At 69.7% G+C, this 14,550-nt stretch carries 13 protein-coding genes; 3 read left to right on the forward strand and 10 right to left on the reverse strand.

Annotated elements, in window-relative coordinates; genetic code table 11:
* Positions 1-126: 126 nt before the first annotated feature.
* Together OG707_RS18165 and OG707_RS18170 are read right to left on the reverse strand one after the other, a co-directional pair.
* Entirely contained in the window at positions 127-1,185 is a 1,059-nt protein-coding gene (locus OG707_RS18165) for an aspartate-semialdehyde dehydrogenase (RefSeq protein ID WP_329119504.1), read from the reverse strand.
* A complete protein-coding gene (locus OG707_RS18170) occupies positions 1,182-2,453 on the reverse strand; it encodes an aspartate kinase (RefSeq protein WP_329119507.1) in 1,272 nt (423 codons plus the stop codon). Before OG707_RS18170 ends, OG707_RS18165 begins: the two co-directional genes overlap by 4 nt.
* Before the next feature lie 257 nt (positions 2,454-2,710).
* On the opposite strand from OG707_RS18170, the gene OG707_RS18175 reads away from it, so the two are divergent.
* Entirely contained in the window at positions 2,711-3,205 is a 495-nt protein-coding gene (locus tag OG707_RS18175) for a hypothetical protein (RefSeq protein ID WP_329119509.1), read from the forward strand.
* 13 nt (positions 3,206-3,218) lie between these two features.
* Here OG707_RS18175 and OG707_RS18180 read toward each other — a convergent pair whose 3' ends face one another.
* The 3 genes from OG707_RS18180 to OG707_RS18190 all read right to left on the reverse strand — a co-directional run bounded on the left by OG707_RS18180 (position 3,219) and on the right by OG707_RS18190 (position 4,928).
* Positions 3,219-3,875, reverse strand: coding sequence for a DUF5063 domain-containing protein (locus OG707_RS18180; protein WP_329119512.1), 657 nt, complete (start codon positions 3,873-3,875; stop codon positions 3,219-3,221).
* 54 nt (positions 3,876-3,929) lie between these two features.
* Positions 3,930-4,529 carry a recombination mediator RecR gene (gene recR / locus OG707_RS18185; protein WP_329119514.1) on the reverse strand — a complete coding sequence of 200 codons (600 nt, stop codon included), beginning with the start codon at positions 4,527-4,529 and terminating at the stop codon, positions 3,930-3,932.
* A 63-nt stretch (positions 4,530-4,592) separates the two neighbouring features.
* Positions 4,593-4,928 carry a YbaB/EbfC family nucleoid-associated protein gene (locus OG707_RS18190; protein ID WP_329119516.1) on the reverse strand — a complete coding sequence of 112 codons (336 nt, stop codon included), beginning with the start codon at positions 4,926-4,928 and terminating at the stop codon, positions 4,593-4,595.
* Between the two features lie 257 nt (positions 4,929-5,185).
* Between OG707_RS18190 and OG707_RS18195 the strand changes: the two genes are divergently transcribed.
* The gene (locus OG707_RS18195; protein WP_329119518.1) at positions 5,186-5,935 is read left to right on the forward strand and encodes an SLATT domain-containing protein; all 750 of its coding nucleotides are present in this window, start codon (positions 5,186-5,188) and stop codon (positions 5,933-5,935) included.
* 36 nt (positions 5,936-5,971) lie between these two features.
* Here OG707_RS18195 and OG707_RS18200 read toward each other — a convergent pair whose 3' ends face one another.
* The 4 genes from OG707_RS18200 to OG707_RS18215 form a co-directional block, all read right to left on the reverse strand.
* Complete coding sequence (locus OG707_RS18200; protein WP_329119520.1) at positions 5,972-6,622, reverse strand: hypothetical protein; 651 nt, start codon at positions 6,620-6,622, stop codon at positions 5,972-5,974.
* Between the two features lie 79 nt (positions 6,623-6,701).
* Positions 6,702-9,107 carry a dolichyl-phosphate beta-glucosyltransferase gene (locus tag OG707_RS18205; protein WP_329119522.1) on the reverse strand — a complete coding sequence of 802 codons (2,406 nt, stop codon included), beginning with the start codon at positions 9,105-9,107 and terminating at the stop codon, positions 6,702-6,704.
* Complete coding sequence (locus OG707_RS18210) at positions 9,104-9,772, reverse strand: GntR family transcriptional regulator (protein ID WP_329119524.1); 669 nt, start codon at positions 9,770-9,772, stop codon at positions 9,104-9,106. Before OG707_RS18210 ends, OG707_RS18205 begins: the two co-directional genes overlap by 4 nt.
* Positions 9,773-9,847: 75 nt before the next feature.
* Positions 9,848-11,203, reverse strand: a complete 1,356-nt coding sequence (locus OG707_RS18215; RefSeq protein ID WP_329119526.1) for an aspartate aminotransferase family protein — start codon at positions 11,201-11,203, stop codon at positions 9,848-9,850.
* A 211-nt stretch (positions 11,204-11,414) separates the two neighbouring features.
* Here OG707_RS18215 and OG707_RS18220 point away from each other — a divergent pair, with 211 nt between their 5' ends.
* On the forward strand, positions 11,415-13,049 hold the full coding sequence (locus OG707_RS18220) for a serine/threonine-protein kinase (RefSeq protein ID WP_329119528.1): 1,635 nt from the start codon (positions 11,415-11,417) through the stop codon (positions 13,047-13,049).
* A 67-nt stretch (positions 13,050-13,116) separates the two neighbouring features.
* On the opposite strand, the gene OG707_RS18225 is transcribed toward OG707_RS18220, so the two are convergent.
* The gene (locus OG707_RS18225) at positions 13,117-14,400 is read right to left on the reverse strand and encodes an adenylosuccinate synthase (RefSeq protein WP_329119530.1); all 1,284 of its coding nucleotides are present in this window, start codon (positions 14,398-14,400) and stop codon (positions 13,117-13,119) included.
* Positions 14,401-14,550 lie beyond the last annotated feature (150 nt).

The following is a 14,550-nucleotide window of genomic DNA, read 5'->3' on the forward strand; positions in this document are numbered from 1 at the left end:
TCCCGTCCGTCTGTCGGTTGCAGATAAGCGGGAAGTGAATCGTGTAACAGGCACGCGGCCCAGATCAAGTGGTTCAGACCTGCGTCTTGCTCACAGGTCGTCCACAGATCGTACAAAAAAGCGATGTCAGGGCGCGGTCAATTCCGCGGCCACCGCCTCCGCGATCTGGGCGGCGTTGAGCGCGGCCCCCTTGCGGAGGTTGTCGGCGCAGAGGAAGAGATCGAGGGCGTACGGATCGTCCAGCGACCTCCGCACCCGACCCACCCAGGCCGGGTCGGTGCCCACGACGTCGGCGGGGGTCGGGAAGTCGCCGGCCGCCGGGTTGTCGAAGAGCACGACGCCGGGTGCGGTCGCCAGGATCTCGTTGGCCCGCGCGACGGCGACCTCGTTCTCGAAACGGGCGTGCACCGAGAGCGAGTGGGCGGTGATCACGGGCACCCGTACACAGGTCGCCGCGATGCGCACGTCCGGCAGGGCCAGGACTTTCCGCACTTCACCGCGGAGCCGCAGCTCCTCGCTCGACCAGCCGTCCTCGCCGACCTCGCCCGCCCACGGCACCACGTTGAACGCGACGGGCGCGGGGAAGGGGCCGGTGTCGTCGCCCACGGCCCGCCGTACGTCACCGGGGTGCGTCCCCAGCTTCGTACCGGCGACGAGCGCCGTCTGGCGGCGCAGCGTCTCGACGCCGTCCCACCCTTCGCCGCTCACGGCCTGGTACGTGGAGACGACCAGCTCGTGCAGCCCGAACTCGGCGTGCAGCGCGCCCACCGCCACGATCATGGCCAGGGTCGTGCACTGAGGGGACGCAACGATGCCGCGCGGCCTGATCCGTACGGCATGCGGATTGACCTCGGGCACAACGAGCGGAACGTCCGGATCCATCCGGAACACGCCCGAACTGTCCACCACCACAACGCCCTTGGCGGCGGCGATCGGCGCCCACTGGGCGGCGACGGGGTCGGGAACCGCGAAGAGCGCGACCTGCACGCCCTCCAGTGCCTCCTCGCTCAGCGGGAGGACTTCGACCTCCTCGCCGCGCACGGAGAGCTTGCGCCCTGCCGTGCGCGGGGAGGCGATCAGCCTGATCTCGCCCCAGACGTCGGCGTGCTGCGACAGGATCTGGAGCAGAACCTCACCGACGGCCCCGGTCGCTCCGACGACCGCGAGCGTCGGCTTCGAACTCATCGCCCGGTGCCTCCATAGACCACGGCCTCGTCCGAGTCGCTGTCGAGCCCGAACGCCGAGTGCACGGCGCGCACGGCCTCGTTGACGTCGTCGGCGCGCGTCACGACCGAGATGCGGATCTCGGAGGTGGAGATGAGCTCGATGTTGACGCCCGCGTCGGACAGCGCCTCGAAGAAGGTGGCCGTCACCCCCGGGTTGGTCTTCATCCCCGCGCCGACCAGCGAGATCTTGGCGATCTGGTCGTCGTAACGGAGCGAGTCGAAGCCGATGACGGGCTTGGACTTCTCGAGTGCGTCGATCGCCTTGCGGCCCTCGGACTTCGGGAGGGTGAAGGAGATGTCCGTCAGCCCGGTGGAGGCGGCGGACACGTTCTGCACGACCATGTCGAGGTTGATCTGCGCGTCCGCGATGGTGCGGAAGATCGCCGCGGCCTCGCCCGGCTTGTCGGGCACACCGACGACCGTGACCTTCGCCTCGGAGACGTCGTGGGCGACTCCGGAAATGATGGCGTGCTCCACCTGCTGATCCCCTCGCGGTTCGTTGCTGACCCACGTGCCCTGCAGTCCGGAGAAGGACGACCGGACGTGGATCGGAATGTTGTAACGGCGGGCGTACTCCACACACCGGTGGAGCAGCACCTTGGAGCCCGAGGCGGCGAGCTCCAGCATGTCCTCGAAGGCGATCCAGTCGATCTTCTGCGCCTTCTTCACCACGCGCGGATCGGCGGTGAAGACCCCGTCCACGTCGGTGTAGATCTCGCAGACCTCGGCGTCGAGCGCGGCGGCGAGCGCCACGGCCGTGGTGTCGGACCCACCGCGACCGAGCGTGGTGATGTCCTTCTTGTCCTGGCTGACACCCTGGAACCCGGCGACGATGGCGATGTTGCCCTCGTCGAGAGCGGTACGAATCCGCCCCGGCGTGACGTCGATGATCCGGGCTTTGTTGTGGACCGAGTCGGTGATGACACCGGCCTGACTGCCCGTGAACGACTGGGCCTCGTGGCCCAGGTTTTTGATCGCCATGGCCAGCAGGGCCATCGAGATCCGCTCTCCGGCGGTCAGCAGCATGTCGAACTCACGCCCGGCAGGGATCGGCGATACCTGCTCGGCGAGATCGATCAACTCATCCGTCGTGTCACCCATCGCGGACACCACGACAACGACCTGATGGCCGTTCTTCTTGGCGTCGACGATCCTCTTGGCAACCCGCTTGATGCCCTCGGCATCGGCTACGGAGGAGCCTCCGTACTTCTGCACGACAAGGCCCACGTGCGCTCCTCGCTCGTTTCTACTGCGGTCGGCTCAGTCTAACGAGCGGGCAGGTTCCGCCCTGCCGATATCACATCGTGAGATGTCCCGCTCACGACGTGATCAACAGGTGGTGGTGCGAAACGCTTGCCCGCTCCAGGACTTCACTTGCCCACCGATGATCGATGCACGCGGAAAGTGGCCCGGCTCACACGGTCCGGACGTCGGCCGCGGCTCGATAATCAAGGTCTCGGCGCACGGATCTCAGGGGTGGGGACATGGCAGGGTACGGCGGCTACGGGTACGGGTACGGCGACGTCATGGGCAGAACCGAGGAGCGGATCCGCTTCAGGCCGACCCCTCAGCAGATCCTGCTGCCGATGCTGCCCGCCCTCGTCGTCTTCGGGTCGCAGCTCCTGCTCCTGCTGACGGAGCACGACGACGGCTTCGGCAGAACGATGCGCGAAGTGCTGCTCGTGCTGATCCCCGTCGTATTCCTGGCCGCGCTCCCCCTGAACCTCTGGGCCGGTGTCACCCTCACGCCGACGGAGGTCCTGGTCCACAGCATCCGCCGCCGGACCATCCCGCTCTCCGACATCCGGGGCATCAACATCGAGGCCCGCATGGGGGTCAAGACCGTGGTGATCACGGACCTGCACGGCCGGCGCACCAGGCTGCGCGCGCCCCTGCACGGATTCCTGTCCCCGGACAGCCACTTCGAGCAGAAGTTCCACACCATCGGCCAGTGGTGGCTCGCCCACCGCGGCAACTAGCCGCCCGCCGGGGTCAGACCGTCCGCAGGCCCAGCGGTCCCGCGATCTCCTCCGCCATGACCTGACCGGCCTGTTCCGCCAGGGCGTCCTCGCTCAGGTCCTCGTCCGTGTCCAGGCCGTCCAGCTCCGCGAGGGGCTGGTCGAGGCGGACGTGGGCGACCAGGGACTGCAGGGCGCGCAGGCAGGCGGAGGCGGTGGAGCCCCAGTTGGAGAAGTACGAGAACTGCCACCACCACATGGCTTCGGTCGTGCGGCCCGCCGTGTAGTGCGCCAGACCGTGGCGCAGGTCCGTGACGAGGTCGGCCAAGTCGTCGGAGATGCGGCAGGCGACGGGGGCCTTGCGCGGCTCGTACGGGTCGAAGACCTCGGAGTAGACGTCGATGGGCTCCAGGAGCGCGGCGAAGCGCTCGCGCAGGTCGTCCACGTCGGGCTCCGGGCCCAGGTCCGGCTCGTACCGGTCCGCCGGGAGGATGTCCTCGTGCGCGCCCAGGCGGCCGCCGGCCAGGCAGAGTTGGGAGACCTCCAGGAGGAGGTACGGGACCGCGCTGTCCGGGTCGTCGCCCTTGGAGACGGCCGTGACGGCGAGGATGAACGACTCGATCTGGTCGGCGATCTGCACCGCGAAGTCGTCCGGGTCTTCCTTGACGGCGTTGAGCGTTGCGTCAGACATGGTGAGATCGGCCTCCGTCGTCGTACGTCCTGGTCTCAGTCTTCAGGAATCCCATCAGACATCCAACAGCCGCCGGCCCTCGAAGGCACGGCCCAGTGTCACCTCGTCCGCGTACTCCAGGTCGCCACCGACCGGGAGTCCGCTCGCCAGCCGGGTCACCCTGAGACCCATCGGCTTGATCATGCGGGCGAGGTACGTCGCCGTGGCCTCGCCCTCCAGGTTCGGGTCGGTCGCCAGGATCAGCTCGGTGACCGTGCCGTCCGCGAGGCGTGTGAGCAGCTCGCGGATGCGGAGATCGTCCGGGCCGACGCCCTCGATCGGACTGATCGCGCCGCCAAGGACGTGGTAGCGGCCGCGGAACTCACGGGTCCGCTCGATCGCCACGACGTCCTTCGGCTCCTCGACCACGCAGATGACCGTGAGGTCGCGGCGGGTGTCGCGGCAGATGTTGCAGTGCTCCTGCTGCGCCACGTTCCCGCAGATCGCGCAGAAGCGGACCTTGTCCTTCACCTCGAGCAGCGCGTGCGCGAGGCGGCGGACGTCGGTGGGCTCGGCCTGCAGGATGTGGAAGGCGATCCGCTGCGCGCTCTTGGGACCGACGCCGGGCAGCCTGCCCAACTCGTCGATGAGGTCCTGGACCACGCCTTCGTACAACGGAGCGCCTTTCGCGGAGAGATGAAGTGTGCGTGTTCGTACGGTAGTTGGTCGCCGGGCGGCTTAGAAGGGGAGCCCCGGCATACCGCCCAGGCCCTGCGCGAGCGGGCCGAGCTTCTGCTGCTGGAGTTGCTGGGCGTTCTCGTTGGCCGCCTGGACCGCGGCCACGATCAGGTCCGCGAGCGTCTCGGTGTCGTCCGGGTCGACCGCCTTGGGGTCGATCGCGAGCGCACGCAGCTCACCGGATCCGGTCACCGTCGCCTTCACGAGACCGCCTCCCGCCTGGCCGTCGACCTCGGTCCGCGCCAGCTCTTCCTGGGCCGCTGCGAGGTCCTGCTGCATCTTCTGGGCCTGCTGGAGGAGCTGCTGCATATTGGGCTGGCCACCACCGGGAATCACAGGCGACTCCATCCATTTCGACGACGTACTGACGGTGCAACGAGCCTACGTGGTCGGCGCAGGGCCCGCCCTCCACCGTAAGGACCAACTCTTTCGGGTGAGGGCCCCGGGGGAGCGACGGGCTCTTATACCTGACCACAGGGCACTTGCGGGTGGACATAGCAGCATATTGGTGCCATGGCCCACCATTCGGCGGTAGGAAGGGCATGCGCATCAGTACGCACGCGCGCACCGTACGTCACGGAGGGAGCGGCCGGGTGAGCCAGCCGGAGATGCAGCAGCCCGATCACCACGAGGACGCGGCGGGGGCCCCGGGGACCGCGGATTCCGCGCATGACGCGGATCTGGCCGGGCGGCCGTTTCCGCTGGGCGACTGGGGGGAGCCCGCCGAGCGGCTCGACGAGCTGTACCGCTGGGTCGAGGCGGGGGCGCTGCGGACCTCCGAGTGGTACCTGTCCGACCGCTTGTGGAAGCGGCGCGGGGCGCGGGGGCTGCGGACGGGGGCCGCGGTGGGGGCCTTCGCGGGGGCCGCACTGCCGCTGCTCGACGTGGCCGGGGCCGTGGACGGGGTGGTCGGCTGGGGATATCTGGCGCTGCTCGCGGGGGCGGCGTGCCTGGCGTGCGACCGGTGGTTCGGGCTGACGGCCGGGTGGATGAGGGACGTGGCCACGGCGCAGGCCGTCCAACGGCGGCTGCAGGCGCTGCAGTTCGACTGGGCGACGGAGAGCGTACGAGAAGTGCTCGGGCCGACGGAGGGGACGGCGAGCGAGGCGGCGGAGCGGTGCCTGGGTGTGCTGCGGAGGTTCTCGGAGGACGTGACGGATCTGGTGCGGTCGGAGACGACGGACTGGATGGTGGAGTTCCGTGCGGGGCCCGCGCCGCTGGTGACGCAGTCGCTGGGGGCGGGTGGGTTCCGGGCGGAGGGGGGTGCGGCGCCGCGCTATCCGATGCCGCCGGGGACGCGGCCCAACATGCCCCGGCAGAGACCACCGGAGTCGCCGCGCTGAGCCGGGTCCGGAGGCTGCGGCCCCCGGACCCCCGCTTCAGCTAAAGATGATCATCGAGCCCTGGGCAAGGCTCCGCGTGGCTGCCGCATGCAGGCCCAGCCACACGTGCCGCTCCCGTGCGAACGGGCTCTCGTCGTACGGCAGCGGACCCGCCGGCTCCTCCAGGGACGTCGGCCGGGACGGGGGCGTCGGCGGGGACGGCGGGTTGGCCGCGTCGATGCCGATCGACTCCGCCATGAACTCCAGCTCCCGCAGCAGACCCTGCGCCGAGCCCAGAGGGCCGCCGCCCGCGAGCAGTTCGTCGTTGGCGAGGGGACTCGGGAAGTCCACGGGGACGTACGCGCCCGCGTGGTCGTAGTGCCAGACCAGATGCGACTGCTGCGCCGTCGACTCGAACATCTCCAGGAGCTGTTCGTAGTCGCCGCCGAGTTCGTCGACCGGCGTGACCTCCAGGCCGCAGATCTTCAACAGGTAGGCCCGCCGCAGGAAGTGCAGCGCGTCGTAGTCGAATCCGGCCACCGGGGCGACGTCCCCGGAGAGCCCCGGCATATAGGCGAAGACGGGCACGGACGGGAGTCCGGCCTCGCCAAGTGCCTTGTCGTAGACGGCGATTTCTTCGGCGAAGGGGTTGTCGGGGCTGTGGCACAGCACATCGACGAGGGGGACCAGCCACAGGTCACAGGCCAAGGGAGGCTCGCTCTCGAACGGGTTCGTGCGATGGTCGGGACAGCGTAGTGCTACGGGCACGTTCCGCGAAGACCGCCGGTCAGTGGAGTTCGCGTACGTCCCATACCCACGCGCCCCCGACGCGCTCCCCCGGGCTCCCCAGAAGCTTCGACACGGTGGTGTACAGCGCCGCCTCGTTGTACTGCGGTGTCAGGACCACGACACCCGCCTTCCAGAACGCCAGATCGGCCCGCGCCTGCGCCTGCCAGTTGGGCCCGATCGTGGGGATCTTGGCCTCGCCGCCGTAGCGCACGTCGCTCAGCAGGTTCGAGGTGAAGCGCGGCGAGGCCCCGTAGATGCCCATGCGGTCCTTGCCCCAGGGCCCGTTGAAGTACCCGCCGGGCTGCGAGAAGCCGAAGCCCGTCTCCGCCTGCCAGTGCAGCGACTCCGCGCTGCCGGGGTCGGGGAGCGGCACCGGGACCACCGATTCGCCGTGGGTCGTGTACTTCTTCCACAGGCTGTGGGCATAGAAGTACGGCACCGGCTCCCGGTCCCGTACGGGATACGACGTCGGGAGCACCGGCAGCAGCACCGCGGCCACCGCGAACAGCCCGACCACCTTGTACGCCGGCACCTTGGCCACCACCAGCCGGTCCACCGCCAGCGCGAGCAGCCCACCGAGCGCGGGGGCGCAGATCATCGCGACCCGCCCCTCGATCACCGACTCGAAGAGCGGCTGATGCGCGAGGGCCCTCCAGGGCCCGGTGAAGGTGAAGTCGGTGTACGGAATCCGGATCTTGACGCCCAGCGAGAGCACCGCGGCCACCAGCGCCGTGAACGCGAACGCCTTCACCACCGCGTGCCGCCACATCCGCACGGTGATCGCGAAGGCGAGGGCCACCAGCGGCCAGCCGTAGAAGGCGTTCTGCTCGGTGCGGTTGAGGGCGAGCGTGTCGGCGGTCTTGTCCGTGCCCGCCAGCGAGCGCCCGGAGAACTGGAGCAGCGACAGGGGGCTGTTGCCGGCCCCGTCGCCGTGCAGCACGCTGTGGTAGCTCTGCGCCCCGAAGAACTGCCAGTACAGGGGGTACGCGACGAGCGGCAGCGCCGTCGCGGCGGCGATCCCCAGCCCCTTCAGCAGCGGCCGCACCGCCGCCCGCGCGACGTCGCGGTCGGCCAGCGCGTACGCGACCGCGAAGAGCAGCATCCCCACGGCGGCCAGCAGGAACGGCTCCTCGCCGAGGAAGAGCTGGTACGTGGTGAAGAGCCCGAGCAGCACCCCGTCCCGGACGACGCGCTTGCCTTCACACAGCCGCAGCGCCCGGTCGATGATCACTGGGATCATGAACAGGACCATGAAGTTGGGGTGCGCGTTCCCGTGCGAGATCATCGGCGGCGCGAAGGCCGCGAGGCCCGCCCCGACCGCCGCCGCCCATCGGTTGCGTACGAGACGGCGCGCGAACAGCCAGTACCAGGACACGGCCGTCGCGGTGATCCCGAGGGTGAGCACCAGCGCCCAGGTGACCGTCGGCCCGAAGAGCAGCGTCACCGGGGTCAGCGGCACGGACAGCCCCAGCATCGGGGTGTTGCCCATCAGATTCACGCCGTCGGGAAAGCCCTGGAAGGTCGTGAACAGCGGATTCTGCAGATGCGAGACGTTGTGCGCGGTGACGCCGAAGAACCACTCCCACTGGTTCTGGTCCTGCAGCGAGTCGCGCAGATAGCCGTGGTCGAGATCCGTCCACAGGTTCTTGTACAGCAGCACCGACCCGAGCAGGAACAGCCCGCAGACGGCGAGATCGATCCGCCGCACAGCCCGCGCCTTCAGCTTCACCAGCTCGGCGAGCACCCCGACGTAGGCCAGCGGCCCGACCTTGGAGCCCTCCTGGTGCGACCAGCGCACCGGGACCTCGGCGACCGGCCAGCCCTGGCGCCGGAAGTACTGCAGGATCTCCACGTCGATCGCCCAGCCGTCGAGCCGCGCGTCCGCGAAGGCCTCCCTGGCCTTCTCGCCCTCGAAGAGCTTGAAACCGCACTGGGTGTCGCGGATGCCGGGCACGGCGACCGCTCTTATCAGGCCGTTGCCGAGCCGCCCGAGCCACTCCCTGAGCCGCACCTGGTGCACCTCGACGTTCGACTCGGGGTGCGCGCGCGAGCCGATCGCCGCCGCGTTCCCGCCCGCCTCCAGCTCCTTGACCAGACCGTCGAGCTCGCCGATGGGGGTGGCCAGGTCGGCGTCGGTTATCAGCACGCGCTCGCCGCGCGAGGCCTGCACACCGATCCGCAGCGCATGGCCCTTGCCGCGGTTGCCGTCGCTGCTGACCAGGCGGATGCGCGGATCGCGCACCGCGGCCTCGCGGGCGATCCGCGCCGTACCGTCCGTGGAGCCGTCGTCGACGACGATCAGCTCCCAACTCCCCTGCAGATACGAGGAGATCGCGTCCAGGGTCGGCTCCAGCCGCCCCTCCTCGTTGTACGCGGGGACGACTACCGAAAGTTCTGTGGTCACGGCTTCAGCCCGTCCGCCCAGCGCAGCCCGTGCGCGTTGTACTCCTCGATCACGGCGTACGCCCCCGCGCGGTCCCCGCGCATCAGCGCGTCCGCGAGCTCCTCGTGCCCGCTCCACAGCGCTTCGCAGATCTCGTCCTCGCGCAGGTCGCGCAGGTGCGGCACGGCGAAGACCCAGCCCTGCACGCGCAGCCGGTTCAGGAACTCGGCGATGTAGGTGTTGCCGGTGAGGGCGCCCAGCTCGCGCCAGTACCGCAGGTCGTACCCGATGAGTATGGCCAGGTCACCGCCGCGGGCCGCCCGTGCGGCCTCCTCGGCCCTGCGCCGTACGGAGACCAGGGCGGCGTGGTGGCTGCCGCGGAAGACCAGCTTGCGGAAGATGCCGTCGACGACGAGCGAGCGCGCCTCGACCATGCCGCGGTAGTCGTCGACCGAGAACTCGTGGACCTTGAAGCCCTTGTGCTGGTCCGAGTCGAGCAGCCCCTGCGCGGAGAGATCGACCAGCGCCTCGCGGACGGGCGTCGCGGAGACCCCGTACTGCTCGGCGATCTGTTTGACGGTGAATTCCTCGCCCGGCTGCAAACGGCCCGCAAGCACTTCGTCACGCAGCGCATCCGCGATCTGTTGCCGCAGGGTGCTGCGGGTCACCGCTCCGCTCGCGGGCATGGTCGTTTCCCCTCCGTATGGCTGCGGACACCTTACGGCGGGGTCCGCAGCCTCACGAAGAACCATTACACGCTGTTACACAGTGTGGTCGTCCGCGACGGTGAGTGCCTCGTCGAGAGCGGCCAGACCTTCCTTGGCCTCGGCCTCGGTGATGTTGCACGGCGGGACGACGTGGGTGCGGTTCATGTTGACGAAGGGCCAGAGGCCGTTCTTCTTGGCGGCGGCGGCGAAGGCGGCCATGGGGGCGGCTGCCTCGCCGGTCGCGTTGTACGGGACGAGCGGCTCGCGCGTCTCCCTGTTCCGTACGAGCTCCAGCGCCCAGAACGCACCCGTGCCGCGCACTTCGCCGACCGAGGGGTGGCGGGCGGCGAGCTCCGCGAGGGCGGGGGCGAGGATGTCGGAGCCGAGGCGTGCGGCCTGCCCGACGACGTCCTCCTCCTCCATGGCGGTGATCGTCGCGACGGCGGCGGCGCAGGCGAGGGGGTGACCGGAGTAGGTCAGTCCGCCCGGGTAGGGCCGGGTGGCGAAGGTGTCGGCGACGGCGGCGGAGATGGCGACGCCACCGAGCGGCACGTAACCGGAGTTGACGCCCTTGGCGAAGGTCAGCAGGTCGGGGACGACGTCGAAGTGCTCGGCGGCGAACCACTTGCCGGTGCGCCCGAACCCGGCCATGACCTCGTCGAGGATGAAGACGATGCCGTAGCGGTCGCAGAGGGCGCGGACACCGGCGAGATAGCCGGGCGGTGGCGTCATGATGCCGGCGGTGCCGGGGATCGTCTCCAGGATGATCGCGGCGATGGTCGCCGGGCCCTCGAACGCGATGGTGTCTTCGAGGTGCTGCAGCGCGCGCTCGCACTCCTGCTGCTCGGTCTCGGAGTGGAAGGGCGTGCGGTAGAGGAAGGGCGCCCAGAAACGGACGACACCCGCGGAACCGGTGTCGGAGGCCCAGCGGCGGGGGTCCCCGGTGAGGTTGATGGCCTGCTGGGTGCCGCCGTGGTACGAGCGGTAGGCGGACATGACCTTGGCCCGGCCCGTGTGCAGACGGGCCATGCGGACGGCGTGCTCGACGGCGTCGGCGCCGGCGTTGGTGAAGAAGATCTTGTCGAGGTCGCCCGGGGTGCGCTCGGCGATGAGGCGTGCGGCCTCGGAGCGCGACTCGATGGCGAAGGCGGGCGCGAAGGTCGTCATCTTCGCCGCCTGCTCCTGGATCGCGGCGACGACCTTGGGGTGCTGGTAGCCGATGTTGGTGTAGACGAGGCCACTGGTGAAGTCGAGGTACCGGTTGCCCTCGTAGTCCCAGAAGTACGATCCCTCGGCGCCGGCGACGGCGAGCGGGTCGATGAGCTCCTGCGCGGACCAGGAGTGGAACACATGCGCACGGTCGGCGGCCTTCACGGCCGCGCCGGCCTGGGGATCGATCTGAGGGGTCATGCGCGCCAGGGTAGATCGGCGCAGGTGGGGGCGCACATGGCCACGTTGTATGGAGTACGGGGCGGAGTTCGGCATGGTGTCGCCCCTGCCGCTGCAGCCCCGCCCCCGTTACGGAACAGCCGACGGACCCGGACCCTTCCGTCGCACTCGCGCACTATCCTCCCTATACATCAGGCATGTACGGGCTTGTACGGGGGAGGTCGGTCCGGCCATGGAGAAGTTGAGCCCACAAGACCCGCAACGCATCGGCGCCTACCGGCTGTTGGCCCGGCTCGGGGCAGGCGGGATGGGGCGGGTCTATCTGGCCCGCTCGGACCGCGGGCGGACCGTCGCCGTGAAGCTCGTCCGGCACGAACTCGCCGAACAGGACGAGTTCCGCGGCCGGTTCCGCCGCGAAGTGCAGGCCGCACGACAAGTCGGCGGTCACTGGACGGCCCCCGTCCTCGACGCCGACACCGAGGCCCCCGTGCCCTGGGTCGCCACGGGGTACGTCGCCGGGCCCAGCCTGGAGTCCGTCGTCTCCGGCGACCACGGCCCCCTCCCCGAGCGCTCGGTCCGCACCCTCGCGGCCGGACTCGCCCGCGCCCTGCAGGACATCCACGCGGCCGGAATCATCCACCGCGACCTCAAGCCGTCGAACGTCCTGATCACCATCGACGGCCCCCGCGTCATCGACTTCGGCATAGCGCGCGCCCTGGAGTCGGCGACCGACGGCGGCCTGACCCGCACCGGAGCCCTGGTCGGCTCCCCCGGCTTCATGGCCCCCGAGCAGGTACGGGGCGATCCGGTGACCCCCGCCTGCGACATCTTCTGCCTGGGCTCGGTCCTGGCGTACGCGGCCACGGGACGGCTCCCGTTCGGGACGTCCGAGAGCGGTGTGCACGCGCTGATGTTCCGTATCGCGCAGGAACCACCGGACCTGGAAGGCCTCCCCGAGTCGCTCCGCGACCTGGTCACGGACTGCCTGCGCAAGGAGCCGGCCGCCCGCCCCTCCCTCTCCGCGATCCTGCAGCGGATCGGCCCGGAGACCACCGAACCCTGGCTGCCCGGCGCCCTCGTCGCCCAACTGGGCAGCCACGCGGTGCAGTTACTGGACATCGAGAACCCCGGCGGCGCCACCGCCGAACTCCACCATCTCCCCACGGTGGTCGCGGCCCCCACACCACCGCCCACACCTCCTCCGGGGTACGGCTATCCGCAGCCGGGCTACGCCTACTACACCCCGCCGCCCGGACCACCCCAGCCCCCGCCCCGCAGCGGCCGCACCACCGCCGTGCTGATCGCCGTCGCCCTGGTCGTCGCGCTCGGCGCGGGCGGCTCGGTCTACGCGATCATGAACACCGGCGACTCCGCCCCGCCGGAGAACACCGCGGCCTCCCAGTCCGCGACCACGGACGCGAAACCCCAGGGCAGCACGGGCCCGGACGCCACCGCGTCCCCCACGCCCACCCCGACTCCGACCCCCACCCCGACCGTCGACGCGGCGGGCGGCGCCATCCCCGCCGCCTACCTGGGCACCTGGTCCGGCGCCATCGACAACGACACCGGCCACAACCCCCGTACGCTCACGATCCGGCAGGGCGGCGTCGGCGACACGGTGCTCTCGCTCACCGCCGACGGACCGGGCGGCAGCTACGCCTACCACTGCGTCTTCCGGGCAGCACTGGCCTCGGCCCCACCCGCCGGAGGCCCCGTACAGATCGGCCCGTCCGAGGTGGTCAGCGGCGACCCGATCTCGTCCTGCCACCCGGGCGACCCCACCGAGCTGACCCTGCTCCCCGACGGCACCCTGCGCCGCCAGACCACGACCAGCGGCGACCAGCTCACGTACACAAAAACAGGCTGAACGCAGCGCGCCCCCGCCGGCCGGAGCCGACGGGGGCGCACACAGCACTGCCTACCAGATGCCCGTACTAGATGAACGAGTTGATCTCGATCGTCTCGGTACGGCCGGGCCCGACACCGATCGCGGAGATCGGCGCACCCGACATCTCCTCGAGCGCCTTCACGTAGCTCTGCGCGTTCTTCGGGAGGTCCGCGAAGGTCTTGGCCTTCGTGATGTCCTCCGACCAGCCCGGCAGGGTCTCGTAGATCGGCTTCGCGTGGTGGAAGTCGGTCTGGCTGTACGGGAGTTCCTCGACGCGCTTGCCGTCGATCTCGTACGCCACGCAGACCGGGATCTCCTCCCAGCCGGTCAGCACGTCCAGCTTGGTGAGGAAGAAGTCCGTCAGACCGTTGACGCGCGTCGCGTACCGCGCGATCGGCGCGTCGAACCAGCCGCAGCGGCGGTCGCGCCCGGTGGTGACACCGCGCTCGCCACCGATGCGGCGCAGCGCCTCGCCGTCCTCGTCGAACAGCTCGGTCGGGAACGGTCCCGCGCCCACACGCGTTGTGTAGGCCTTGAGGATGCCGATGACCCGGGAGATCTTCGTCGGCCCGACACCGGTGCCGGTGCAGGCGCCGCCGGCGGTCGGGTTGGACGACGTGACGAAGGGGTACGTGCCGTGGTCGATGTCGAGCAGCGTGCCCTGGCCGCCCTCGAAGAGGACGACCTTGCCGTCGTCGAGCGCGTTGTTCAGGATCAGCGTCGTGTCCGCGACGTACGGCTTCAGCCGGTCCGCGAAGGTCAGCAGCTCCTCGACGACCTGACCGGCCTCGATGGCGCGGCGGTTGTAGAGCTTGGTGAGCAGCTGGTTCTTGACCTCGAGCGCCGCTTCAACCTTCTGGACCAGGATCGACTCGTCGTAGAGGTCCTGGATGCGGATGCCGGTGCGGTTGATCTTGTCGGCGTACGTCGGGCCGATACCGCGGCCGGTCGTGCCGATCTTGCGCTTGCCGAGGAAGCGCTCGGTGACCTTGTCGACGGTCACGTTGTACGAGGTGATCAGGTGGGCGTTGCCGCTGATCATGAGCTTGGACGTGTCGACGCCGCGCTCGTTGAGTCCGTTCAGCTCGGAGAACAGGACCGACGGGTCGACGACGACTCCGTTCCCGATGACCGGAGTGCACTCCGGCGTCAGGATTCCGGAAGGGAGGAGGTGGAGCGCGTACTTCTGGTCGCCTACGACGACCGTGTGGCCGGCATTGTTGCCGCCCTGGTAGCGCACCACGTAATCCACGGATCCACCGAGGAGGTCGGTGGCCTTTCCCTTGCCCTCGTCACCCCACTGAGCACCGAGCAGCACAAGTGCGGGCACAGGCGTACACCCCTTCCGGGCGGGGCATGTCCAAGGTCAGGGGGCGCACGTGTGTCGTACGCCCGATACCCCAACCGTCGAACCGGCTGCCCCGGAATAGACGAAGCCCCTGGCGCAATAGCGCAAGGGGCTCTTGCACAAAGATGCTAC

Source organism: Streptomyces sp. NBC_01465, assembly GCF_036227325.1.
Classification (GTDB): domain Bacteria; phylum Actinomycetota; class Actinomycetes; order Streptomycetales; family Streptomycetaceae; genus Streptomyces.